Raw genomic sequence first — 26256 nt, 5'->3', positions numbered from 1 at the left:
TCGTGTTCAGTCGAAGCGAAGCGCATCGATCGGCTTCAATCGCGAAGCTTTGTTGGCCGGATAAAAGCCGAACAGAATGCCGACCAGGACGGAGAACAAAAATGCGTACAAACCGAACGTCAGCGACAGCTTCGTCGGCTGATCCGGGTTCAAGAGCGGCCATCCGAGCGCGGCGGCGATGCCGAGCAGAAGCCCGATCAATCCGCCCAAGCCGCTTATAACCGTCGCCTCGGTCAAAAATTGCATCAAAATGTGGCGTCGCTGTCCCCCGATCGACTTGCGGATGCCGATTTCCCGCGTCCGCTCGCTGACCGTGACGAGCATGATATTCATGATGCCGATGCCGCCCACGAGCAGCGAGATCAAGGCGACGCTGATCAGCTGATTGGTCAGCGAGCTCGACGCCTCCTTACTCGCGTTCAGCAGCTCGTCCTGGTTCGTGACCCGGAAGCCGCTGCCGCTCTTGAACTGCGCCGTCAAAAATTGCGTCATCGCCGTCTGCGCCTCGGTCAGCCGCTCGACGTCGGGCGCTTCCACATAGGTCGTGCGGATTTGGCCGAGCTTGAACGTCCGGCGAACCGTCTCGAGCGGCGTCACGATCGTATTGTCGACGGACGTGCCGCCGATATTCGACCCTTTCGCCTTCAGCTTGCCGACGATCGTGAAGACGACGCCGTCGATATGGACGTCCTGTCCGACCGGATCGGCGCTGCCGAACAGCGTCTCCGCCGCCTCGCTGCCGATGACGGCGACCGGGTTGCGGAATTCGTTGTCCGCCGGCACGAGGAACCGGCCGGCGTCCAGCTCCAGCTTCATCAGGGAGAAGAAACGATCGTTCGTCCCGGTCACGTTGAACGTCTCCGTCGTCCGGTCGTACTTGACGTTCGCGCCGTTTTTGCCGACCGTGGGGGCGACCGATTCGATTTCCGGAAGCAGCTCCAGCTCCATCAGCTTGTCGTATTCGAGCTGGGTCGCCCGGCCGTTGCCGAGCAAATTGACGATGAGCAGGTTCGTACCCATGCTTTCGTACTGCTCCTCGATTTTCGCGGTCGTCCCTTGTCCGATCGCGACGAGCGTCACGACGGAGGCGACGCCGATAATGACGCCGAGCATCGTAAGCAGCGTACGCATCGGCTTGCTCATGACGGTGCGCATCGCCATCGACAGCAGCTCCAGCACGTTCATGCGCGCTTCACCCGCCTCGCCGTCGTCTCGTTGATCCGATCCTCCACGATGGCCCCGTCGCGGATGGAGACGACTCTCGCGGCATGCTCCGCGATGTGCGGATCGTGCGTGATGAGCACGATCGTGTTGCCTTGCGCGTTCAGCTCGATCATCAGATCGAGCACCTCCTGGCCCGTCTTCGAATCGAGCGCGCCGGTCGGCTCGTCGGCCAGCAGCAGCGACGGGGAGCCCGCCAGCGCCCGCGCGATCGCCACGCGCTGCTGCTGGCCGCCCGACAGCTGACTCGGCCTATGGCCGACGCGGGCTCCCATGCCGAGCGACTCGAGCATCCTTCTCGCCCGCTCCCTCCGCTCGCTTGTGCCGACGCCGGCGTAGATTAGCGGCAGCTCGACGTTTTCGAGCGCGGTCAGCCGGGGCAGCAGGTTGAACTGCTGAAAAATGAACCCGATCTTCTTGTTGCGTACCGCCGCCATCTGGCTGTCGCTCAGGCGCTCCGTCGCGACGCCGTCCAAGACGTACGTTCCTTCCGTCGGCGTATCGAGCAGCCCGATCGTGTTCATGAGCGTCGATTTCCCCGAGCCGCTCGGACCGACGATCGCCACGAAGTCGCCGGCGGCGACGGACAGCGACACGTTGCGCAAAATCTGCACCTGCTCCGCACCCCGTCCGTACGTTTTGCCAATGCCGCTCAGTTCGATGATGTTCATCGGTCACCTTCCTCCCCCGGCCGCGCCCCCACCGCCGCCCGGCGCTCCTCCTTGCGGGAGGCCGCCGCCCTGCGGCATTCCTCCGCCCTGCTGGAACTGTTGGCGGAGCGCGTCGATCTGCTGCTGGGTGCCGTTCGGCGTCGTCTGCCTCGTCGGGATGACGACCCGGTCACCCTCCTTCAGCCCGCCCGTCACTTCGACCTGCGTTTTGCTGCGGATGCCGATTTGGACCGGTACGTTCTCCTCCCTCGTGCCGTCCTCGCGCAGCACCGTTACCGTCGCGGCTCCCCGCTGGATGCGCAGCGCTTCGACCGGCAGGACGAGCACGTTTCGCTTGTCTTGAATGAGCACCTCCGCCGTGCCGGTCATGCCGTATTTCAGCTGCTGGTCCTTGTTGTCCACCGCGACGATGGCGTCATAGTACGTCACTCCGTTCGTCGTCGTGCCGACGGTCGACACTTGGATCACCTCGCCTTCGAACCTTTTGCCGGATATGGCGTCGACGGTCACTTCGGCCTGGAGTCCGGGCTTGATGCTCGTCAAATCGAGCTCGTCCACCTGCACCGGAAGCGTCATGACGTCGAGACTTGCGACCGCCCCGAACAAAGCTCCCGCTTCGACGCTTGCGCCGACGGGGAAATTGGCGAGCACGTTCGTCTTCTGGTTGGCGAAGTCGGTGGAGAAGACGCCGTCGAACGGCGCTATCACCGTCAGCTCGTCGACCCGCTTTTGCAAATCGTCCACCGTTCGCATCTGGCGGGCGATTTCATTTTGCTTCGAGGCGATCGAGGCCGGCAGCGTATCGTTCGCGATCAGCGCAATGGTTTCGCCGGCCCGGACGACGTCCCCGGTTTTCTTCTTCAGCTCGACGACCGTACCGGACGTTTCCGACAACAGGGCGACCGTCTTCGCGTACTCGAGCTTCGCGGTCGCCGTACTTTTCAGCTCCCGCCCGCCCACGGCGACGCTGCCGGACGCGTCCAAACCGGCGTCGAGCGTGCCGTCGTTGGCGACTTCGACCTCGACCTCGACGAGCCGATTGCCGGACGCATCGGGCTTCCATTCGGTGCCGACCGTCTTGACGGTCCCCGTTCTCGAGAGCGCGTACCCGGCCACGGCCAAATCGACCGGCGTGCCTGCGGCGAACGGAGCCGCCTCCTCGACCGGAAATAGCAGCTTCACGGTCAGCGTCGCGTTCGCCGATACGGTGCCGACCTTCGCCGATTGGCTGATCGACGAGCCGACATCGATATTGGCGCCCAGCGTCAGCTTGCCGTCGCCGGGCGCGACGATGCGTAAGCTCTGCTGCTCGTTCAGCAGCTCGTCAAGATCTTGCTGCAGCTTGGCGAGTGTCGTCTGCGCGTCCTTCAAGCTCGCCTCCGTCGCGGAGTCGGATAGCTGCAGCAGCACGTCGCCCTGCTTGACCGGCTGGCTGCGGGTCAAATTCATCGTCCGGATGACGCCGTCGGCCGGCGCCGTTATGTTCTGCATACGCTGCGTTTGGAACTGGGACGTGCCCGACACGGACAGCCGGATGTTCCCTTTCTGCACGGTCGCGGTCGATTCCGCCGCCTGCGCGGTCGCCGCCGGACGATTCGCACCGGTTATGTACCAATACGTGCCGCCGCCTCCGGAGACGATAACGGCGGCGATCGCCAACGTCCACTTGGTCTTGCGTTTCCACGACATGTCCCTCTTCCTCCCCATCCGCCGACGCCTGTTCCGCGGTGCGAGCACCCGTCCCGATGATGGTTCGGAGCGGTTCGCCCGCCGCTTGCGTTCGTTCGTTTTCCAACCTTCTCTCTCGATCTCCCGGATCTCCTCCGTCCGTAGTATAGGCCCCGTTTATGTCTTGCCGATGAACGGAACCTGAGCGTACGCTGAAAAGAAGCTGAGCGTTCGCCGAACGTTCCGACATCGGCGCCGCCCTCCCGGTATCGGATTCGACTTACAGACTGCAGTATACGGGAGCGTCCTGAATCTTCCATGAGCGTCGGCTGAACGTTTCCTGAAGGCTTGTCGTTAGGGGGCGTTCCAATGAATGTCGGAAAGGCAAAATCCCCCGAACGCGATGGCGTCGGGGGACTTTCATGTCAACAATATAGGATATTAGTTCGTCGGTGCCGCTAACGTTAAATCGTAAATTCGTACGTCGCGACGTCCTCCAGACCGTTCGATTCTTTACGCGCGGTAACGGTCAGCTTGTAATGGCCCGGATCGGTAAGCGTATCGCCCTTCGCAAACGGAATGACGACGTTGTCCTTCTCCAGGACGGCCGTAATCGTCACGCCCGGCACATCGGTCCACGTCGGAGCGTACACCGAGTATGTCACGCCCGTCACCGTCGGTCTGGCCGGCGGCACCGTATCGATCGTAAACGGAATCGTCGTCGTCGCCGTCAGGCCGTTCAACGTCTTCGTCGCCGTCACCACAAGCACGTACGAACCGTCCGCGTCGATCGTCGTCCCGCTCGTATAGGCCGCCGGCGCCCCGCCGTCCTTGGACAGCGTCGCCGTACTCGTCGTTCCCGGCTCATCCGTCCACGTCGGCGTCGCGCTTGCATACGTCAAGCCGTACGTAACGCCCGTGACGGATGGCGTCGCCGGCGCTTCCGCGTCCACCGCAAACGTAACCGTCGTCGTCGCCGTCAAGCCGTTCGACGTCTTCGATGCCGTTACTTCGAGCGCATAGGTGCCGGTCTCCGTGATCGGCGTCCCTTTCGCATACGGGTTCGCCGCTCCGCCGTTCTTCGTCAGCGTCGCCGTGCTCGTCGTGCCTGCCGCATCCGTCCATGTCGGAGTCGCGCTCGCATATGTCGCGCCTTCCGTCACGCCCGTCACGACCGGCGCCGCCGGCGCTTCCGCGTCCACTGTGAACGTAACCGTCGTCGAAGCCGTCAAGCCGTTCGACGTCTTCGTCGCCGTTACTTCGAGCGCATAGGTGCCGGTCGCCGCGATCGGCGTTCCGCTCGTATACGGCTCCGCCGCTCCGCCGTTCTTCGTCAACGTCGCCGTGCTCGTCGTACCGGCCGCATCCGTCCACGCCGGAGTCGCGCTTGCATACGTCGCGCCTTCCGTCACGCCCGTCACGACCGGCGCCGCCGGCGCTTCCGCGTCTACCTTAAACGATACCGTCGTCGTCGCCGTCTTCCCGTTCGACGTTTTCGTCGCCGTTACTTCGAGCACATAGCTGCCGCTCGCCGCAATCGGCGTTCCGCTCGCGTACGGCTCCGCCGTTCCGCCGTTCTTCGCCAGCGTCGCCGTGCTCGTCGTACCCGTCGCATCCGTCCATGCCGGCGTTGCGCTCACATACGTCGCGCCTTCCGTCACGCCCGTCACGACCGGTGCCGCCGGCACGTCCGCGTCAATCGAAAACGTAACCGTCGTCGACGCCGTCAAGCCGTTCGACGTCTTCGTCGCCGTCACGATCAGCTCGTAGCTGCCGGTTGCCGTGATCGGCGTTCCGCTCGCATACGACTCGGCCGCTCTGCCGTCTTTGGACAGCGTCGCCGCGCTCGTCACGCCCGCGATCTCGCTCCACGCCGGAGTCGCGCTCGCATACGTCGCGCCTTCCGTCACGCCCTTCACGACCGGCGCCGCCGGCGCTTCCGCGTCCACCTTAAACGATACCGTCGTACTCGCCGTCTTCCCGTTCGACGCTTTCGTCGCCGTCACGACCAGCTCGTAGCTGCCGGTTGCCGTGATCGGCGTTCCGCTCGCATACGACTCGGCCGCTCCGCCGTTTTTGGACAGCGTCGCCGCGCTCGTCACGCCTGCCGCATCCGTCCATGCCGGAGTCGCGCTTACATACGTCGCGCCTTCCGTTACGCCCGTCACGACCGGCGCCGCGGGCAGATCCGCATCGACCTTAAACGCGACCGTCGCCGCAGCTGTCTTCCCGTTCGACGCCTTCGTCGCCGTTACGACCAGCTCATAGCTGCCGGTCGCCTCGATCGGCGTTCCGCTCGCATACGGCTCGGCCGCTCCGCCGTCCTTCGCCAGCGTCGCCGCGCTCGTCACGCCTGCGACCTCGCTCCATGTCGGCGCCGCACTTGCATACGTCTCGCCTTCCGTCACGCCCGCCACGACCGGCGCCGCGGGTGCGTCCGCATCGACCGCAAAATGCACGGTCGCCTTCGCCGTCATGCCGTTCGACGCCTTCGTCGCCGTCACGACCAGCGTATAGCTGCCGGTCGCCTCGATCGGCGTCCCTTTCGCATACGGCTCCGCCGCTCCGCCGTCCTTCGCCAGCGTCGCCGCGATCGTCACGCCCGCGACCTCGCTCCACGTCGGCGCCGCGCTTGCGTACGTCGCGCCTTCGGTCACGCCCGTCACGGCCGGCGCCGCCGGAGGCTGATCGTCCGTCGTCGAGCCGCCGCTATCGCTGCCTCCGCCTGACGTCGTTCCGCCCGCGGCCGGCGCGTTTCCGCCGGACGCCACCGCATCCTTTTGCGCGCCTTCCACCGCCGCCGGCTTTTTCTCGAAGGAGCTGCCCTGAGAGCCTTCGTTCGCCGTCGCCTTCTGGATCGTGCCTTGGCCGAGCACCTTCAGCACCGCGTTCAGCACGAGCTCCGCGACCGTCGTCCCTTCGCCCAGCTTGACCGAAGAGCGGCCCGCTTCCTTCGCAACGTTCAGCTTCCCGACGGACCCTTGCGGAACCTCGACCGCGATCGAAGCGGCCTGAATGTCCACCGAGTCGAACTTGCCGATCAGCGTCACCTTCGCGTCCGCCGGAAGCTCGTCCGCCAGCTTCACCGCGACGAAGCCGTCCGACGTCAGTCCCGCTTCCTCCACCAGAGCCGGGGACAGCACGGTGACCGTCTCCACCCGCGTGGACCCTTCGGCCACGATGCGGATCGTGCCGTCCTTCTTGTCGACGACGACCGTCGCCAACACCGTATTGTTGAAATGAACGGAATGCTCGCCGCCCCCATGCACGCGGGTCGTTCCTTTCACCGTCACGTTGTCCAGCGTCGCATCGCCGCCGCCCACCCCTGCGGCCACCGTCAAGTCGCCTTCGACGACGACGTTGCGGAGCGTGATGCCTGCCGCCTCGATGACGACATCGCCCGCGATCGTCTCCGATCCGGTTTCCGGACCGTATACGCCCGCTTTGCCGTAGACGACGGTCGATGGATCGACCGCTCTCGTCTCCAGCGCCGCGTTCAGCGTCGCTACCGCTTCGGCGCGCGTAATGCTGCGATTCGGCCGGTAGGACCGGTCTTCATACCCGTCCATCAGCCCTTTCTCGACGACCGCCGCGACGGCCGGTTTGCTCCAGTCGGCGATATCGCCGGCGTCCTTGAACGCGTTCAACGCCCCTTCGGCCGATGCCGGCGCCGGCAGCTCGACCAGCTTCGCGATAATGGCCGCCGCCTCCTGACGGGATATCGGCTTCGACGGACGGAACGTATGGTCCTCGTAGCCGCTGACGTAGCCGGCTTTCAGCGCCTTCGCCACCTCCGCGTGCTGCCAGCTTCCCGCCGTCACGTCCGGGTAATCGACCGCCGCTTCCCCGGTCAATCCGAACGACCGGTTGATCAGAGCCAAAAATTCCGCGCGCGTCACGGCCTTGTCGGGCTGCACGCTTCCGTCCTCATAGCCTTGGATGTAGCCTTTGGACAACCATTCCTTCAATTGCTTCTCCGCCCAATGACCGCCGACGTCATTCGCCGGCGCGGCCCATGCGGACATGCCGCAGGCCAGCACCAGGCCGATGCTCATGCCGGTACACAACAATTGGCGCAGCGTCTTTCTCTTCATTGCCGTTTGGTCCTCCCGTACTCCGGTTTTTATGGTTCCGGCAATCGTTTCATACGGGCCCGCGGCCCGGTTTTCCACCTTTTGCCGGACTGCAACCATTGTCCCTTTTTCGGACCGGACTGTCAGTCACGAGTGTTGTCATCACCTCCTTGCATATAGGTAAAAAGTAACAAAAATGCGAGCCCGATCCATGACATTCGCCATGTCCTCCGCACGCGAAAAGACGATCATTCTTTACTTTTTCGCGAAAATCGGGAAACTGAAGAAGGAGGACGAAGAGGAGGAGGCGCCCATGAAAATCGTGACGACCGAGCAGTGGGACGAAGCGTTGTGGCGGCAAGCTTATCGCATCTACGACGAATCGTTCCCGAAGGAAGGCCGCAAGCCCGAATCGATCATCCGCCGCATGTTCGACAAGCGGATGTGCGAGCTGCACGTGGCGTTCGACGGGGAGACTGCGGCGGCGATGGCGTTGACGGGAACGATGCCCCGGGACCGGGTGCTGCTTATCGATTATTTGGCCGTAGCGGCGGCGAAGCGGGGGCGAGGCGTCGGGAGGGAACTGCTCGATTACATGTGCGAGTGGGCGAGAACGGCCAAAAAGCTGGACGGCATCGTCATCGAGATCGAAGCCGACCCGACGGAGACGAACCGGCGGCGGTCCCGTTTCTGGGAACGTTACGGCTTCACGCCCGCCGATTACGTTCATCGCTATATTTGGGTGCCGGAGCCGTATCGGGCGCTCTCGCTGCCGCTGCGTCCGGACGCAGCGCTTCCGTCGGACGGGGAATCGTTGTTCCGTATCATTACCCGCTTTCACGAAAAAGCGTACCGGGGGCGATAAAAAGAAAATGTCGGGCCCCCCGACGGGCCCGATTTTTTTTGCAACCATATCCGGGTTCGTTCGTATTACTAAGAGTAGCGCACGAAATCCGAACGCAACCGTCATCTTACCTGCGATCAACCTTTCCTGCGGAAAAGAGGAATCGGCATGAACCCTAAACAAATCGTGATGATCGGCGCCATCGCCGTCGTCATCTCCATCGGCTCCGTCTTCCAAAGCGAAGAAGCGCACGCCGGAAGCTTGCTCCGAACGCCGGACCAAGCGGAATCGATCCGCCCTTGCGAGACGGATGCGAGCGCGGCCTTGCATGAAGCGCTCGGGGTTTCGACCGACGAACAAATTTACGACGCGCTGTACGAAGGCCGGTCGCTTGCGGATATCGCCGCAGCCAACGGCAAGGACGCCCGGCACGTCATCGATCTGCAAGTTTCCGAGCTGTCGGAGCAGTTGGACCGGCGACTCGCCAGCGGCAGTCTGTCCTGGGACCGGTACCTCGCCCACAAGGCGGAGCTGACCGATATGATTACACGAAGCGTATACGGAACCGACGCCAAGGCGCACCTCTGACGGGGAGCGCCTTTTTCATCGGATCGCACGCTTGGTTCGAATGGTTGGATTCCTCCGCTCAATCGCCCGTTTGCCTCGCCCGGTTAAACCGGCCGATCCCCGCATATCCCACCCCCAGGCCGAGGAAGCAGCACAACATCGGCAGCCACACCGGGCCCAATAAGACGCCTCCGATCCGGAGGGAGGAAGAGAAAATGATCCCGACCGTAGCCAAATAAGCCGCCAACGCAAACGGAACGGCCGTCGCGAGAGGAGACTTGACCGCGTGATGGTAAGCGTCCCATATGGCGTACATATAAAGACACGGATAAAACATCAGCCATTCGTAGTCCGTCTGGGCGATCGCGGTATCGATCCGTCCCGTGAAGCTCGAAATGATGATCAGGTTCAGGTGAGACTTGACGTTGATGACGAATTCCAAAAGCAGGAGTACCGTACCTTTAATATATTGATTATTCAAATATTGGCCGAATCCCGGAAGCGCTATGCTCCATAACAATCTGTCGATACCCCTCACGCATCATCTACCCTTTGTCCAGGATTTTCTCTCATGGCCGCGCTTCTTCCAGCGCTCGCCCATGCCCGGTCGCTGTTTTTTCCCATATCGTGATAAGTAGGATTCCCAATCCGCTGTTCCTCCACTCCCCTTTTCGGAAAATCGTTACTCCCTTTCATTGGAAATGGAGGGTCGACGACAACCGGGCGGCTTTGGACGATTCCCCGAACGCTCGACTTTATCGCCGGAATGAAAAAGACGCCCGACAGGGCGTCCGATTCAAGTTAAACGGCGATGGGCGCGTGGCGCTCCGGTGCCGCATTCCGTTTATGCCGAACGATGAAGTAGGCCAGCGTAATCGCCGAGCAGACGACGATATAGCCGAGAAGCACGTACACGTTTTGCCGCATGAAGGCAAAATCGCCGCTGGAAATGACCGCTTTGTAGCCGGATACCGTATACGTCATCGGCAGCCATGCGTTCAAATGCTGGAGCGGCGTCGGGATCAGCTCAACCGGGAACGTCCCCGCGGAAGTCGTCAGCTGCAGGATGAGCACGACGATCGCCGCGAATCGGCCCGGGTCGCCCAGCGTTGTCACGAACAGCTGGATCAGCGCCATGTACGTCCAGCTCGTCACGAGGCTGAAGACGAAGAATAACGGAACGCTCTTCACTTCGATGCCGAGACCGAGCAAAAGCACGATATCGACGATCACCGCCTGCACGGCGCCGACAAGCAGCATCGTGCCGAACTTGCCGAGGAACAACGCGAAGCCGGATTTCGGAATTCCCGCCGCTTCCCGCACCGGGAAGACGATCGTCAGGAGCAGCGCTCCGACGAACAAGCCGAGCGAAATGAAGTACGGGGCGAAGCCGGTGCCGTAGTTCGGTACGGGATTCACTTTCTCCTCCTGCACCTCGACCGGGCTTGCAACCATCCGGTACATATCGTCCGAGCCTTTGATGCCCGACGTCTTGTCGGCCGCTTCCTTCAGCTTCGAGGAGAGCTCGTTCGTGCCGCTGGCGACGGTCGACGTCCCTTCGGTAAGCTTACCGGTGCCGGCCTCCAGCTGCTTCGTACCGTCGGACAGCTGCTCCACGCCGGCGGTCAGGGCAGCGAGCCCGCTCGTCAGCTTCTGCCCGCCTTGCGCCAACGAACCGGCGCCGCTTGCGACCGTGACGCCTCCGGCTTTCGCTTCCCCGAGCTTTTGGGCGAACTGGTCCATGCCGCCGCGCAATTCGTTCTCGCCCTCCAGCAGCTTCGCCGCCCCTTCGGCCAGCTGACTTTGTCCGGCCGACAGCTCTTTCGTCCCTGCCGCAACCGCCTTCGCCGTACCGACGAGCTGGGCCATCGCGGGGTCCTTCGCCAGCTCCGGGTGCGCCGCCGCGTATTGCTCCAGGCCGGCCGCCAAGCCGCTCGCCCCTTCGTTCAGCTTGACGGAGCTCGTCGCGGCGTTGTCCAGTCCCGCCTTCAGCTGCGCCGTTCCCGCCGCCGCCTGCTCGACCCCGGCCGACAGCCGGCTGTGGCCGTCCGCCAACTGCCCGAGTCCCGCCGACAGCTGCCCGGCTCCTTGGTGCAGCTGATCCAGACCGCCGGCCAGCTGCTTCGAGCCCATCAGAAGCTCACTTGCTCCTTCCTTCAGCGGAAGCGTGCCCTGCGCCAGCTTCGCCATGTTCTCGTCGATCGCGGCGATGCCGCTTTCGATGGCGCGCATCCCTTCCGACAGCTTGCCGGCCCCGTCGGCTGCATCCGCCAAGCCGCCGGAGAGCGTGCGGATGTTCTCGAACACGGTTGCCGTATACGCCTTCGTCAGCTGGCTCGACAGCTCCGCCTTCATCCGGTCGATGGCCGTCTTGCCGATTTGCGAAGACAGGAAGTTGTAGCTTTCGTTCGGGTAAAATTCGAATACGGCGGAAGACGGGTGCTCGTCGAGCACGTTCGTCGCCTTCTGCGAAAAATCGGGTGGAATTTCGATACCCAAGTAATACTTGTTGTCCTTCAACCCTTGCATCGCTTCTTCCTTCGTGACGAAGTGCCAATCGAAGCTTTTCGTCTCCTTGATCTTGTCGACGAACTGCTCGCCGACCTTCATCTCCTTCCCTTGAAACGAAGCGCCCCGATCCTCGTTCACGACGGCGACGGGAAGCGAATCGAGCTTGGCATACGGGTCCCAGAACGCCCATAGGAACATGGAGCTGTACAGCAGCGGGACGAGAGCGACGGCCAATACCGAGATCAGCACTTTTTTATTTTTGGCGATTCCGAGCAGCTCGACCCCGATATATTTCAGATGCTTCATTTTCTTCTCTCCTCATTGTTTAGAACTTGTTGACCATTTTCCCCATTCGGTCATTTTGCCGATAGAAAAACGGCTGCCTATTTCACAGCCAATCCTTCCACCAGGTATGTCTGGAACAGCTCCGCGATTTTCTCGTTGCTGAGCGGCGGGTTCGTTTTTTCCCAATCGTGGATGAACGCCACGTACAGCTTCAGCATGACGAAGGCGGTTATGGCCGGGTCGCAAGGGCGAATCTCCCCTTTGCTCACCGCGCTCTCCACCTTGTTCGTCACGAACGCGAGAATCGCCTGTTCGATTTGCCGCATCGCTTCCTGCGCCTTCGGCGTCCCCATGTCCTTCACTTCGTGCGACAGCTTGATGGTCAGCTCGTGCTTGCGGCGAAAATCGAGCAGCTCGAACAGCAGCGGATGCAAGTTGTCGAACAGCGGCTTGCCGGGATCGATCGCCTTCTCGGCGACGAGCCTCATCTCCTGGATGAAGTTCGACATGATTTCGTCGAACAAATCTTCCTTCTGGGCGAAAAACGTATAAATCGTCCCCTTGCCGACGCCGGCGATTTTCGCGACCTGCTCCATCGTCGTCGCCTTGTAGCCGAACAGCGCGAACGATTTCGTCGCCGCCTCGACGATTTGCTTCCTGCGGTCGATCGACATTCCGATCACCTCCCGATTTCCGACTCTCAGAACCGACTGACCAAATGTGAATTTCGGTCATTTCGTTTTCTTATTATAGATTTTCCCCTTTCATTTGGCAAGGGCGAATTTTCATGTTTTCCCGATGCCGCGAAGCCGATCCCGGAGCACTGCGGTCCCGGCCGCGCGCTTCAAGTGAGGTTGACAGTTCCCGTCCGCGATGTGAGAATAGTTGTAGACAGGTATATAGGCTGTTCGAGCCGCCGCACGCGCCCTTCGAGGCCGGGCGATCCGGATCGACCGGAGTCGTCTTGGCGGCCCTCGCCGGGTACGTCGCCTTGGAGGTACATCATGAAGCTATTTCGCGGTCTTTCCGCCCTGCTTACGTTCAAACGGAAGCTGCTCGCCGTCATCGTCGTGCTGAGCATCGCTCCCATTCCGTTGTTCGGCTTGTTTTCCTCCTACACGATCTCGCGAAGCGTGGAAGAGGAGGTCGACCTGAACCATCAGATGATCTTGGCGCAAATCGAGAGCCACGTCGACGCCTTCTTGCAGTCGCTCGGCAAATCGTCTCTTGAAATCGCTTCCAACCCGTCGGTCGAATCGTCCGTCCGCCACGGCATCTCCATCGAGCGGCATTTGACGGAATCGACGGAAATGTTGGACGCTTTGCAAAAGTACCGGAGCTTGTCCGACATCGGCTTCGACGTCTCCGTCGTCTACAATCAGTTCGACAAAGTGTACTCGAACCGGTACGGCTATATCGATCTGAATCAGTTCCCGTACCGGGAAATCGTGCGGAACAGCCCGCTGAAATACAACGGCTTCGTCGTCGTCTCCCCGAACACGTATGCGAACCAGAACGAAATTTTGATCGTCCGGCCGATTCCCGCCACCAGCCTTCCGGGGATCGGCATGCTGTTCCTTCACGTGAATCCGGACAAGTTGACCGCCTTTCTGAAGGAGCTTAACATCGGGCAAAAAATATTGTTCATCTTCGACGAACGCGGCAAAGTGGTCGCGGGCAGCAACGCGTCGGCGACGGAATCGGACCTCGCGGCCTCCGTCCGGCTGTACGAATATTGGTCCCGGCCCAAGGAAGGTCCGCGCCAAATCCGGTTCAACGACAACGAGTACGACTTGTCGGCGCTTCGCTCCGCCTTCACGAACTGGACGTACGTGACGATGACGCCGACCGCGGAGCTGAACCGGAAGCTGGACAATATCCGGCACGCCACGTTCGGCATGGTCGCCCTGCTGTCCGGCATTTGGGTCGTGCTGGCGGTCGCCGGGTCCAACCGGCTCTACGTCCCGATTCAGCGGCTGCTCGCCTTGTTCAGCTCCCCCGCCTCGGAACGGTCGGACGCGATCCAGACGCTGGACCGGAACATGCGCCAGATGATCGAGACGAACAAGCAGCTGCAAGTACGGCTCGGCGAACAGCTTCCTTATTTCCGGGAAGGGGTGTTTTTGCGGCTGCTGCGCGGGGATATGTCCGATCACGAATTTCGGCAGCAGATGGAGCGGTACGGCTTTCCGCTTCAAGGGGCTTGGTTTTACGTCTGCCTCGTCGAGGTGGACCGGTTCGGCGAATTTCAACGGATGTACCCGAAGAAGGACCGGTCGTTGATCGCCTATGCGCTCAGCAAAATGATCGAGGAGATCAGCGCGGACCGCTATTCGAGCATCACGGTCGCTCCCCGCTCCGGACAGTTCGCGCTGCTGCTCGGAACCGAGCAGGGGAACGGCGAAGGCGACTCGGCCGTTCGCGACTTGTGCGACGAGATTCGCGACAAGGTGTCCCGCTACTTCCCGTTTACCGTCTCCGTCTCGATGAGCGGCGTGAAGAAGGAATACGGCGGACTGATCGACGGCTACCAGGAAGCGCAGTCGCTGATGGGGTACCGGCTTCTGCTCGGCACGAACGTGACGATCGCGCGCGCCGACGTCCCGACCTCCGTACGGTCGTCGAGCAAGCCGCTGATCGAGTCGCAGAAGGCGATTATGCACAGCGTGGCGCAGGGCGATTTCGAGCAGGCCGAGCGGCGGCTCGAGGAGCTCATGCGGATCGTGCCGAAGTCGGTGCCGAATACGGAAACCGCCCTCGCCTCGTTCGCTTATTTGATCGGCGAGCTGGACGGCTTCATCCACGAGCTCGGCTGCGAGCTGGAAGGCTTCTTCGAGGCCGACCCGTACCGGTCGCTGTACGAGCTCGGCTCGCTGGAGGACGTCGAGCGCTGGCTCAAGGAGACGGTGTTCCGCTCGATCCGGGACAAGCTGGGGACGCTTCAGGTCGGCCGCCAGAAACGGCTTCTCCGCCAGGTGCTCGCCTACATCCACGACCGGTACGATCAAGATTTGTCCCTGCAGGGGGCGGCCGACCATTTCGGCGCCTCCACGGGGCAGATCGGCCGGGCGTTCAAGGACGAGCTCGACACGAACTTCAGCCAGTACGTCATCCAATACCGGATCAACAAGGCGAAGGAATGGCTCATTCATACCGACATGCCGATCAAGGAAATGGCCGAGCGGCTCCGCTATACGACGGTGCACAACTTTACTCGCATTTTCGCGAAAACGGTCGGCGTGCCGCCCGCCACGTATCGCAAAAACAATCGCGACGAGAAGCCGGAGGAATGACGTAGCCGGCTGCTCCGCCCCGCTTACGCCCTCTTCGAGGGCGTTTTTGTTTTGTCCGCCGTCTTCCCTCCGCTCTTCGTCCCCTCCTCCCGCAACACCGCACCGCAAAGCCGTTTTCCCCGTCGTCCTCGCCCTTTTATCCGTATCCCCGTTCTTTTATCCGTATCCCCGGACGCCCGCGGGAAGAGATAATTGCACGTAAAAAAGCGCCCGTGGTTTGATGGGGTTGCACCTTAATACCGATGCGGCGCCCGATGACGGAAACAGCGAGGGCCGCGGTAACCGAGCGAACGGGGGTATTCCATCCGATGAGTATCAGCAATCCGCAAGGCAAGCCCGCCCCGGCGGAAGTGACGGCCTGGTTCGCCCGCAACGTCGAAGCGGAATTCGACAAGCTCGACGCGCGGACGGGGCGGTTCATGGAAGGCGAAGGCTGGGCCGTTACGAACCAGGACATCATGCTGAGCATGGCGGTCCTGTACTTGAATCAAGCGCCGGGAAACCCGCTGTACCGGGATGCGGCGCTGCTGGAGCGGATCGGCCGGGCCGGAGACGCCCTCCGAAGCTTCCAATATCCGGACGGCAAAGTCGAGTTCGTCAAGACGGACGGCTCGAAATGGGGACCGATCTATATGCCGTGGTCGATGTACCATTGGCTGGAAACGTTCAAGCTGCTCGGCCCGGAGCTCGGCGAGGAGCGGTTGTCGCGCTGGCGGGAAGGACTGCTCCTCGCCTTCGACGGCATCCATCGCGAAATGCGCGAGCTGCTGGACGGCGGCAAGCCCCGGGAGTCGATCGTGCACAACATCCCGACCTGGAACGCGATGGGGCTGCACCGCGCATCCGGCGTATTCGGACGGACGCAATGGCGGGAAACGGCGGACGCGATGATCCGGCTGGCCGTGGACGCGCAGGACGAGGAAGGATTTTGGCCGGAGCATCACGGACCGACCACCTTGTACAATCTCGTCTACATCCATGCGCTCGGACTGTACCGCCGCCACGGCGGCGCGGTCGACGTCATGCCCGTGCTGGAGAAGGCGCTCCGCTTCCATGAACGGTTCACGTATCCGGACGGCTCGCGGGTCGAGACGGTGGACGGCCGCACGAAGTACGACAGCCAGCCGAGCCCGATGGGGCTTGTCGGCTTCACGCTGCTGCCGCGCGGCGAGGCGTACGCACGAAGCGTGATCGCCTTGGCCATGAGCCGGGACGCCCGATGGAGAGCGCCGCATATGGCGGACCTGCTGCAATATTGGAATATGGGCTCCGGAGAATCGGAGCCGCGCGACGAAGCGTCTTCCACCCTGTTCGATCGGCCCGTCCTCGAAGAACGATGGGCGAGCTCCCTCGTCGTCAAGCGCGACGATTGGTACGTCTGCCTTAGCGCCTTCGCCGCCCCACGCGTCGAATCCCGCTGGGGACAAGACCGGCAAAGCTTCGTCGGCGTCTGGCACGCCGGCTCCGGCCTGATCGTCGGCGGGGGCAACTCCAAAAACCAGCCGGAATGGAGCACGTTCGAGCTTCGGACGGCCGACGGCGGACACTATTACGTCCCCGACGGGGGCACGGTCGATGCCGCGAACCGGCAAATCCGGCTCGCTTGCGGCCCGCGCACGCTGACGGTGCGCTTGAGCGCCTTGGACGCCGACTGCGCCGCGCTCGATTTCTCGGCCGATATCGCGGCCGGTGACGAAGGCGTCGTGCACGTCCCGCTGCGGCTTAAGCTCGGGGAGCTCCTCTCGGTGGAAGGAGCCGAGTCCGAGCCCGCCCTGCCCGTCGCCGAGCGATCCGTCCGCCTGGAGCGAACGGAAGGCGTCCATCGCATCGGTCACGCCGGGTGGCAGCTCGAGCTCGAAGGCGCATACCGGCTGGACTGGCCGTCGTATCCGTTCAACCCGTACGCCGAAGACGGCGCGGCCAAGCTGGTCGAGGCGGTCGCCGTGCTGACCGTACCGCTGGCGGCGGGCGAGACGAGACGTCTCCTCTTCCGCTGCCGTCCTTGCAAGCGTTAACACTACATTCGATCCGGGAGGTTCAACATGCCGCAAACCGCACCATCCGCCGCACGCGCCTCCAGAGCGACGATTTCCCCGGGGAAAAAAGTGGCTTTGAAGCTGTGGCGCGACCGCTTTCTGTACTTCCTCGTCTTGCCCGGCCTGCTTTATTTCATCATCTACCGGTACGTCCCGATGCTCGGCATGGTCATCGCGTTTCAAGACTACAGCCCGTTTCTCGGCTTCACCGGCAGCGAGTGGGTCGGCTTCGGCCATTTCTCCAAAATATTCGCCGACCCGGAGGTCGCCCGGGTGCTCTGGAACACGCTGTACTTGTCCATCCTGCAAATTTTGTTCGCCTTCCCGGCCCCGATCGTGCTGGCCATTCTGCTCAACGAAGTGCGCAACCAGCTGTACAAGCGGCTCATCCAGACGATCGTCTACTTGCCTCACTTCCTGTCGTGGGTCATCGTCGTCGGCCTGTTCTTCATCTTCCTCCGGTCCGGCGGCATCGTGAACCGGGTGCTGCAGGTGTATTTCGGCTTCGAGGTGCCCGTCGACTTTTTGACGGAGCCCGCCTTTTTCCGGCCGCTCATCATCCTGCAGGTCATCTGGAAAGAAATCGGCTGGGGAACGATCATCTTCCTCGCCGCTCTCGCCGGCGTCAACCCCGACCTGTACGAGGCCGCGATCGTCGACGGCGCGAGCCGCTGGAGACAAATATGGCACATTACGCTGCCCGGCATCCGCAGCACGATCGTCATCCTGCTCATCCTGCGGCTCGGCAACGTGCTGGACAGCGGCTTCGAGCAAATTTTCCTCATGCTGAACGCCTTCAATATGGAGATCGGAAACGTGCTGGACACGTACGTCTACTACAAAGGCATCCAGCAATCCGACTTCAGCTTCGCCACCGCGGTGGGGATGTTCAAGGGCGTCGTCGGGCTGATCCTCGTGGGCGGCGCCAATTACTTGGCCAAGAAGTTCGGCGAGGACGGCATTTATTGACAGAAAGCGAGGATAGGACATGAAATACGGAAGCTTCTCCGACCGGCTGTTCGACGGCGCGAACTACGTCTGTCTCGCTTTGCTGGCGATGACGATGCTGTTCCCGTTCCTGTACATTTTCTCCGTCTCGTTCACGACGTTCGAGGAATTTTTGAAGAGCGAAATTTTGCTGTGGCCCAACGTATGGGTAACCGACGCCTACGAGTACATTTTTCAATCGAAGCCGTTCGTGCGGGCGATGGGCATGACCGTCTACTTGACCGTTGTCGGCACGATCGTCAACCTGCTGTTCACCGCCTCGATGGCGTATGCGCTGTCCCGGAAAATATACGGGCAAAAGCTGATGATGTTCATGGTGCTGTTCACGCTGCTGTTCTCCGCCGGCATGATCCCGACGTACTTGGTCGTCAAGGAGACCGGTCTCCTGAACTCGATCTGGGCGCTCATCCTGCCGTCCGCCATCGGTCCGTTCAGCCTGATCGTCGTCCGGCAGTTTTTCCTGAACATCCCGAACGAGCTTTACGAAGCGGCCGTCGTCGACGGCGCGAACGAATTCACGATATTCGGCCGGGTCATCCTGCCGCTGTCCAAGCCGGTGCTCGCCGCCTTCGGCCTGTTCTATGCGGTCGGGCATTGGAACACGTACTTCGCCGGCATCCTGTACCTGAACGATCCGAGCCAGTGGCCGATTCAAGTCATCCTGCGGCAAATCGTCATCCAGAGCGACGCGAAGAATGCGCTCGGCGCCGCCGAGCAGATGATGCTGGAAAACCCGCCTCCTCCGGAGACGATTCAGATGGCGGCGATTCTCGTCGCGACGCTGCCGATCCTGCTCGTCTACCCGTTTCTGCAAAAGCATTTCGCCAAGGGGGTGATGCTGGGCTCGGTGAAGGGCTGACCTCCTCCTCGTATTCAAAAGGGCTGGATTGTTCCGACAGACAACAAACCTATTATCTCGAAGGGTGGTTCTCTCGAAATGAAACGGACAAACGCATGGATGTACCCGGCTGTAGCGGCGCTGCTGACGACGAGCGTGATCGGCTGCTCCTCCGGCGGCACGAAGACGGACGGCGCCTCGGGGACGACGCCTCCCGCCTCGACGCCGGCGGCCGACGCGAACAAGAAGCTGACGATTACCGGCATGCGCTACGTGTACGGCGACGTGCCGGGACTGGACGGACGCGGCCTGAAGATGATCAACGAGAAGTTCAACGTCGACTACAAGCCGAACCTCGTCCCGCAGGGCACGTACGACGAGAAGCTGACGGCGACGCTCGCCTCCGGCTCGATTCCCGACATTACGCTGTTCCAGTCGGGCGATCTGACGAGCAAATTCAACAAATTCGCCAAGCAGGGCGCGTTCACCCCGCTGGACGAGTATATCGACCAGTACCCGTCGCTGAAGCGCATCCCGAAATTCGTCCTCGACCAATTTCGCGTCAACGGCAAGCTGTATGCGATTCCGCAATATTATCCGAAGTTCGGCTTCACGACGATCGTCCGCAAAGACTGGCTCGACAATCTCGGGCTGAAGGTGCCGACGAGCTACGAGGAATTGAAGCAGGTCGCCATCGCCTTCACGAAGAACGACCCGGACAAAAACGGCAAAAACGATACGTACGGGCTCGCCATGGGCAAGGACGTCAACCCTCCGTTCACCCAGGGCGCTTACTGGGATCCGGGCGCCTGGTACCATAAGGATGCGCAAGGCCGCTTCATCCCCGGACTGATCGGGCCCGGCCGGAAGGACATGATCGCCATGCTGGCCGATCTGTACAAGGAAGGCGCCATTACGCGCGACTTCGCGACGATCGACTGGGCGAACACGAACAAGGAGTTTTACTCGGGCATCGCCGGCATTTTCATCGGAACGCCGCGCGGCATGTCGCAGGCGTACATGGACGGCCTTATGAAGATCAACCCGCAGGCGAAGTTCGTCCACCTGGAGCAGTTCCGGGCGCCGGACGGCTCCCAAGGCATGACGGCGGGCGGCGGCTTCATCGGATTCCAGGTCATCTCCGCCGAAGCGGGCAAGGACAAGGCGAAGGTGAAGCGTATTTTGGACATGATGGAAGCGGGACGCGCGTTCTACCCCGACGACAAGAAGAACGACAAAAACCCCGACTACGACTGGCTGTACGGCAACGTCGGAACCGGCTACGACATGGTCGACGGGAAGCCGGTCGCGAAGAAGGAGGCGGCCGCCCAAGGGCTCTATCCGCTGGCCTACCTGCCCGACACGATCGCCTGGCCGGAGAAAGATTCCGACGTCAACTACTTGAGCGCCTATCAGGAGCCGCTCAAGCAGCTTGCCGCCGACATCATGAAATCGTACTCGACGATGAAATATTACGCCAACCCGAGCAACGGCATCGTCTCCGAAACGATGATCGCGAAGGGCGCCGAGCTGAACAAATTTTTGTACGACGAGCAGACGAAAATGATCGCGGGACAGCGTCCGCTCTCCGATTGGGACAAAATGATCGACGAATGGAAGGCGAAGGGCGGCGAGCAGCTGATCAAGGAAATGAACGCCGAAATCAAAATCAAGGACGCCAAGGAAGGCTGGAACTAAGCCGTCCCCGCCTGTCGGCCGTCCGCAGGAAAACCTGCCCGCGTGTATCGCGTCCGGGCGGGTTTTCCGCCTTCCGGCGGCCGCGAAAAAGGGAAAGACAGCCCCGGGCGATTCGTGGTTTAATGAGGGAAAGAGGAGGTGTCCGAATCCGGTGACGAACGTTCATCCTTGGAAAGCTGCGGCTTCCTTCGCCTTGGCGGTCTTGTCCGCCGCATCGGCCGCCGGCTGCGGTATGTTCTCGAAATCGTCCGGCGGACAAAAGACCGAAACGGCGGACGAAGCGGCGGGGCAAGGCATTCGGACCGTCAGCTTCATCAATTACGTCTACGACGACGTCCCGCCCCTGGAGGGCGCATCGCTGAAGATGATCCGCGACCGGTTCCGGCTCCAGATCAAGCCGCAGTTCGTCTCGCAGACCGATTATACGAGCAAGCTGTCCGTCCTGATGGCGTCGGGCTCCATTCCGGACGTCGTCTCGTTGAAGGATCTCGACTCCAACTACTTCAACTGGGCGAAGCAGGGCGCGTTTCTCCCCTTGGACGAGTTTTACGAGCGGTACCCGACGTTGAAGCAGGTGCCCGAATACGTTCGGGAGCAATTCCGGGTGGACGGCCGCCTCTACGGCATTCCTCGCTATTACCCGGGTCAATATACGTTCGTCATGATTTTGCGCAAAGATTGGCTGGACCGGCTGCAGCTGGCCGTCCCGACCAGCTACGAAGAGCTGAAGAAAGTCGCAATCGCTTTCACGAGGAACGACCCGGACGGCAACGGCCGGGACGACACGTACGGCATGGCGCTTTCGCAAAGCATCGGCCCCGACTACAACGCCGGCGCCTATTGGTCGCCGGACGCCTGGTATCATAAGGACGAGCACGGCCGGTACATTCCGGGTATCGTCGGCCCCGGTCGCCGCGAGGTGATCGGGATGCTGGCCGATCTGTACAAGGCGGGCGCGGTGACCAAAGATTTCGCCGTCCTGAACTGGGCGCAGGGGAACAACGAATTTTATACGGGCAAAGCCGGCATCTTCATCGGCACCCCGAGAGGCATGTCGGAAACGTATATGGAGACGCTGCTGAAGCTGAATCCCGAAGCGACGTTCGCCTTCGTCGAGCCGTTCCAAGCGCCGGACGGCTTCCGCGGCTACAATTCGCAGTCCGGCTTCCTCGGCATCACGGCATTGTCGTCGGAGCTGGCGGACGATCCGGGCAAGGTGAAGGCGATCATGGACGTCATCGACTTCGGGCGGACGTTTATCCCCCCGGCGGAACGCAAGCCGAACAATCCCGATTACGACTGGCGCATGGGCGGGCTCGGTCAAGGCTACTTCACGGACGCCAACGGGGCGGTGACGTATACGAAAATATCGGAAGGCAAAATACCGGCCAGCTATTTGTTCGACTCGTTCATGTGGGCGCCGGGCGACGAAGCGAACCAATACTCGGCCTATTATATAATTCCCCGGCTCAAAGAGCTGACCGCGAGGCTCGAAGACATGTTCGTCCGCTACAAGGACCGGACGTATATCAACCCGGCCAGCGGCATCGTAACCCCCGCGAGGTCGCAGAAGGAGACGGAGCTGACGAAGTATGCGCTCGGCGAGCAGACGAAAATGATCGTCGGCCAGCGGCCGTTGTCGGATTGGGACGCGATGACGAAGGAATGGATGGACCGCGGCGGCGCGGAATTGATCAAGGAAGTGAACGACAGCATTCGGGAGCGGAGGCAATGAGCCGCCCCCATTTTTTCGCCGGATTTGTGCCGGGACGTCCGTGAAAGCTATAATGAAAAAGGTATTTATATTTTCATAGATTCGGAGGTTCATGCATGACATCTACCCTATGGCGCAAGTGGAGCCGCGGTATGGCCGGCGGCGTGCTCGGCATCGCGACGATCCTGTCCGGCATTTTGCCCGTAAGGGCCGACGAAGCGCAATCGCAAGCGCCCGCCGCCGCTCCCGCGATCAGCCCCTGGTCCGTCCAAACGCTGCTCGAAGGGGAAAAGTACGGCATTTTCCCGCTGAGCTGGTATTACGACGGCACGTTCCAACAGCCGATCGGTCCGGACAAATTCCGATCGCTTATTCAAGCGACGGCCGCCAAGCTGGACGCGCTGGAGCTGCCCAAGAAGGCGAGCGCGCCCTCGGCCGAAAAAACCGAGTCGATAACGAGAGAAACGGTTCTCCGCTCGCTTTACGATACGCTGACGCGGTACGATTTGCCGGAGACGTTCGGCATCGGCAAGGATTCCCCGATCGATTACTTGCAAAAGAAAGGCATCGTCGAGGGCACCGACCGCGGCCTGGAGCTGGAGACGCCCAGCACGGTCGAGCAAGCCGCCGTCCTGGCGAGCCGTCTCGTCGAATACGCGTACGAAACCGCCGACGCGGGCGCCAAAGGGCTTCTGTGGAAGGTGACCAAAGGAAACAATACGCTCTACATGCTCGGTTCGATTCACTTGGGCATCCCCGACATGTACCCGATGCGCGAAAGCGTCAAGGACGCCTTCGAGAGCGCCGACGCCCTGTTCGTCGAAGCGAATCTCGCCTCCGGCGATCCGGCGGACATGGCCTATTTCCAACAGCAGACGATGTACGACGACGGAACGACGTTGAAGGATCACGTCTCCGCACAAACGTACGAGAAGCTGCAGCAAGCGGCCGGCAAGCTGAACTTGCCCGTGCAGGCTTTCGACGCCTACAAGCCTTGGGCCGTGACCAATAACCTGTCCCTGTTTACGCTCATGGATTCTCCCGAAGACATTACACAGGCCGCTACGCTCGGCGTGGACATGTACTTCCTGCACAAGGCGATCCTGACCGGCAAACCGATTCAGGAGCTGGAGGGCGTCAAGTTTCAGGGCGATCTGTTGAGCAACGTGCCCCCGAAAGAGCAGGAGAAAGAATTGAACCAGTTGCTGGATACGATCGTGACCCCGGCCGCAGACGCCCCCAACCCCGCCAAGCAGTTCAAGCAATGGCAATTGCTGTGGGCGGACGGGGATTTGGACGGCTTTACGAAATCGTACTCCGAATCGCTCCAGTCGGTGCCGAACGGCTCGATGCAGCGGCTGCTCGGGGAGCGCGACAAGAACATGGCGAAGAAGCTTTCCGATCTGCTGGAGAAGGAAGGCGAAGCGACTTACTTCGTCGTCGTCGGCGCCGCCCATTACGCGACGAAAGGCATGGTTATCGATCTGCTGAAGCAGCAAGGCTACGACGTACAGTTCGTTCCTTGATCTGCGCTTTCGGACGAGCCCGGGAGACCGGCTTGCGTTCCTACGGGACGCTGGCCGGTCTCTTTTTTGACCCGATCGAAACGTGTCGAATGTCGTTTACAGCCCGAATAAACTGAAGTAAGCTAGGGGTACCGGAAGGCGGTGATGCGTTTGAAGGGTTTTACCGCGATGCTGCGTTACTTCACCCGGCATCGTTGGCTGCTCGGCTTGTTTCTGTGCACGATCGTGGTGGAGGTCGCCTATGCGGTGGCGTCTCCGCTCAGCCTGCAATATTTGGTGGACGACGCGTTCGCGCCGAAGAACGTCCGGGTGTTTCTGATCATCTTCGCCGTGCTGATCGGCGGCGGGGTGCTCCATATCGCCGCAAGCCTGCTCGGGGATTATTCGCTCGGCAAGCTGAGCGGCGAAGGCATCCGGCAATTGCGAAGCGAGCTGTTCGACCATGTGCAGAAGCAGTCGCTGCCGTTCTATGAGCGATACCGGGTCGGCGATCTGGTCACCCGCTTCTCCTCCGATATGGCGTCGATCGAACGGGTCGTCCGCGCCTCGTTCCCTTTACTGCTGAAAGAGCTGTTAAGTGTCCTGCTCGGGCTCGCCATGCTGTTCTCCATCGAGTGGAAGCTGACGCTCGCCGTGCTGGCGGGCTCCGCGCTGATGGTCGTCGGTCCCCGGCTGCTGCAGGGACGGGCGGAGGCGGTCCATGCAAGCTATAAAGAAGCGCAGGAGCGCTTTTCCAATACGATCGACGAGATGGTCAAGGGACACCGGACGATCAAAGGGCTGCATCTGCAGCGACGGTTTCGGGAGCGCGCCGGAAGCCAGCTGCGCGAGCTGTTCGCCTTCGGCCTGAAGCAGCACATGCTCAACTCCTTGATGGAGCGGCTTCCCTTGACGGCGCTTCTCATCTTGAACGGAGTCATGATCGGGTTCGGCGGCTATTTGATTTTTCAAGACGAGATCACGATCGGCGGCTTCATGGCCTTCTTCACGCTGTTCCTGAGCGTGGGCCAATCCGGCTCCAACTTGTCGTTCCTGTTCCCGAGCCTGATCGAATCGGGCGTCAGCTTCCGGCGAATCGGGGACATTCTCGAAGCCCGGCCCGACGTGCCGGAAGCGGCCAAGCCCGTCGAGCTTCCCGCCTCCTTCGGCTCGATCCGGATGGACCGGGTCACCTTCGGCTATAGCGCGGAAGCCGACCAGCTGCGCGACGTCAGCCTGAAGGTGGCGGCCGGCAGCTATGTGGCGTTCGTCGGACCGAGCGGCTCCGGCAAAAGCACCGCGCTCCAGCTGCTGTCCCGCTTCTACGATCCGAGGCAGGGCGCCGTATCGATCGACGGGCACGATCTGCGCACGGTGAGCGAAGCTTCGCTAAGGAAACTCGCTGCGCCGGTGGCGCAGGATACGTTTTTGTTCAACACGACGATTCGGGACAACCTGCTGCTTGGCGGAGCGGATCGTACGGAAGCGGATATGGTCGAAGCGGCGAAACGGGCGAATATCCATGACGTCATCGCCGGTTGGCCGGAAGGGTACGACACGCCCGTCCGCCATGAAGGCGGATCGTTGTCCGGCGGCGAACGGCAGCGACTCGCGATCGCAAGAGCGCTGCTGCGCAAGCCGAAGCTGCTGCTGCTCGACGAAGTGACGTCGGCGCTCGACCCCGCCACGGAGGCGGACATCAACGCCCTCCTCCTTCGCCTTCGCGGGGCGCACACGATTATCGCCGTCACCCACCGGCTTGCTTCCGTCGTGAACGCCGATACGATCTACGTGTTCCGGGACGGCGCGATCGCGGAATCCGGCACGCACGACGAGCTTCTGCAGCGGAACGGCCTGTATCGCAGCCTGTGGGAGAAGCAGCGAGGGTTTCATCTGTCGCAGGACGGACTGCATGCGACGGTCGACGTCGACCGGCTTGCGAAGCTCGCCGTGTTCGAAGGAATCGAGCCCTCGCTTCTGCGGGACGTCGCCTCCCTGTTCTCGACCGAGACGTGCAAGGAAGGCGAAGCGATCGTGCGCGAGGGCGAGGAAGGGAACAAGTTCTACATGATCGTCCGCGGCAAGTTCGAGGTCGCGAAGCTTGTCCCCGGAAAGGGAGAGAACCGGGTTGCCGTGCTGCAGGACGGCGATCACTTCGGCGAGATCGCGCTGCTTCAAAATATTCCGCGCACCGCGACGGTAAGGGCGTTGGTTCCGTCGGTGGTGCTGTCGGTACGGCGGGAAGCGTTCCATCGGTTGACGGAGGAGCACCCGCAAATGCTCGCCGCGCTGGAGCGCACGCTCCGGCAGCGCATATGACGACA

17 protein-coding genes are annotated in these 26256 nt (G+C 61.6%); 10 read left to right on the top strand and 7 right to left on the bottom strand.

All coding sequences use genetic code 11. From position 1 onward, the window contains the following. Nucleotides 1-6: 6 nt before the first annotated feature. From DLM86_RS25455 to DLM86_RS25440, 4 genes are all read right to left on the bottom strand, one after another. Nucleotides 7-1185, bottom strand: coding sequence for an ABC transporter permease (locus DLM86_RS25455; RefSeq protein ID WP_110842888.1), 1179 nt, complete (start codon nt 1183-1185; stop codon nt 7-9). Next, nucleotides 1182-1892 carry an ABC transporter ATP-binding protein gene (locus tag DLM86_RS25450; protein WP_110842887.1) on the bottom strand — a complete coding sequence of 237 codons (711 nt, stop codon included), beginning with the start codon at nt 1890-1892 and terminating at the stop codon, nt 1182-1184. Before DLM86_RS25450 ends, DLM86_RS25455 begins: the two co-directional genes overlap by 4 nt. A 3-nt stretch (nt 1893-1895) precedes the next feature. Then, entirely contained in the window at nt 1896-3581 is a 1686-nt protein-coding gene (locus tag DLM86_RS25445) for a permuted SH3 domain-containing protein (protein WP_110842886.1), read from the bottom strand. A gap of 443 nt (nt 3582-4024) precedes the next feature. Then, nucleotides 4025-7654 (bottom strand): S-layer homology domain-containing protein, encoded by a 3630-nt coding sequence (locus tag DLM86_RS25440; RefSeq protein WP_158289661.1) that lies wholly within the window; start codon nt 7652-7654, stop codon nt 4025-4027. Between the two features lie 292 nt (nt 7655-7946). Here DLM86_RS25440 and DLM86_RS25435 point away from each other — a divergent pair, with 292 nt between their 5' ends. Together DLM86_RS25435 and DLM86_RS25430 are read left to right on the top strand one after the other, a co-directional pair. Continuing rightward, on the top strand, nt 7947-8498 hold the full coding sequence (locus DLM86_RS25435) for a GNAT family N-acetyltransferase (RefSeq protein ID WP_158289660.1): 552 nt from the start codon (nt 7947-7949) through the stop codon (nt 8496-8498). Nucleotides 8499-8645: 147 nt separating this feature from the next. Further along, nucleotides 8646-9065: a hypothetical protein gene (locus tag DLM86_RS25430; RefSeq protein WP_110842883.1), complete on the top strand. Its 420-nt coding sequence runs from the start codon at nt 8646-8648 to the stop codon at nt 9063-9065. Between the two features lie 58 nt (nt 9066-9123). Here the strand turns inward: DLM86_RS25430 and DLM86_RS25425 are convergent, their stop codons facing one another. The 3 genes from DLM86_RS25425 to DLM86_RS25415 all read right to left on the bottom strand — a co-directional run bounded on the left by DLM86_RS25425 (nt 9124) and on the right by DLM86_RS25415 (nt 12514). After that, the gene (locus tag DLM86_RS25425) at nt 9124-9564 is read right to left on the bottom strand and encodes a hypothetical protein (protein WP_245954908.1); all 441 of its coding nucleotides are present in this window, start codon (nt 9562-9564) and stop codon (nt 9124-9126) included. A gap of 281 nt (nt 9565-9845) precedes the next feature. Then, entirely contained in the window at nt 9846-11861 is a 2016-nt protein-coding gene (locus DLM86_RS25420) for a YhgE/Pip domain-containing protein (RefSeq protein WP_110842881.1), read from the bottom strand. Nucleotides 11862-11938: 77 nt separating this feature from the next. Next, nucleotides 11939-12514 (bottom strand): TetR/AcrR family transcriptional regulator, encoded by a 576-nt coding sequence (locus DLM86_RS25415; RefSeq protein ID WP_110842880.1) that lies wholly within the window; start codon nt 12512-12514, stop codon nt 11939-11941. Nucleotides 12515-12844: 330 nt separating this feature from the next. Between DLM86_RS25415 and DLM86_RS25410 the strand changes: the two genes are divergently transcribed. The 8 genes from DLM86_RS25410 to DLM86_RS25375 all read left to right on the top strand — a co-directional run bounded on the left by DLM86_RS25410 (nt 12845) and on the right by DLM86_RS25375 (nt 26251). Beyond that, the gene (locus tag DLM86_RS25410; protein WP_110842879.1) at nt 12845-15133 is read left to right on the top strand and encodes a helix-turn-helix domain-containing protein; all 2289 of its coding nucleotides are present in this window, start codon (nt 12845-12847) and stop codon (nt 15131-15133) included. A gap of 308 nt (nt 15134-15441) precedes the next feature. After that, a complete protein-coding gene (locus DLM86_RS25405) occupies nt 15442-17148 on the top strand; it encodes a hypothetical protein (RefSeq protein ID WP_110842878.1) in 1707 nt (568 codons plus the stop codon). A 27-nt stretch (nt 17149-17175) separates the two neighbouring features. Further along, on the top strand, nt 17176-18138 hold the full coding sequence (locus tag DLM86_RS25400) for an ABC transporter permease (protein ID WP_110842877.1): 963 nt from the start codon (nt 17176-17178) through the stop codon (nt 18136-18138). A gap of 19 nt (nt 18139-18157) precedes the next feature. Then, the gene (locus tag DLM86_RS25395) at nt 18158-19036 is read left to right on the top strand and encodes a carbohydrate ABC transporter permease (RefSeq protein ID WP_110842876.1); all 879 of its coding nucleotides are present in this window, start codon (nt 18158-18160) and stop codon (nt 19034-19036) included. A gap of 78 nt (nt 19037-19114) precedes the next feature. After that, a complete protein-coding gene (locus DLM86_RS25390) occupies nt 19115-20713 on the top strand; it encodes an extracellular solute-binding protein (protein WP_245954907.1) in 1599 nt (532 codons plus the stop codon). Nucleotides 20714-20864: 151 nt separating this feature from the next. Continuing rightward, nucleotides 20865-22448, top strand: a complete 1584-nt coding sequence (locus DLM86_RS25385; RefSeq protein WP_110842875.1) for an extracellular solute-binding protein — start codon at nt 20865-20867, stop codon at nt 22446-22448. Between the two features lie 95 nt (nt 22449-22543). Next, the gene (locus DLM86_RS25380; protein WP_110842874.1) at nt 22544-23953 is read left to right on the top strand and encodes a TraB/GumN family protein; all 1410 of its coding nucleotides are present in this window, start codon (nt 22544-22546) and stop codon (nt 23951-23953) included. Between the two features lie 150 nt (nt 23954-24103). Beyond that, entirely contained in the window at nt 24104-26251 is a 2148-nt protein-coding gene (locus DLM86_RS25375) for an ABC transporter transmembrane domain-containing protein (protein ID WP_158289659.1), read from the top strand. Nucleotides 26252-26256: the final 5 nt, after the last annotated feature.

Origin of the sequence: Paenibacillus flagellatus (assembly GCF_003217775.1) — a bacterium.
Classification (GTDB): Bacteria; Bacillota; Bacilli; order Paenibacillales; family NBRC-103111; genus Paenibacillus_AB; species Paenibacillus_AB flagellatus.
This window is presented reverse-complemented; position numbering and strand designations above follow the sequence as displayed.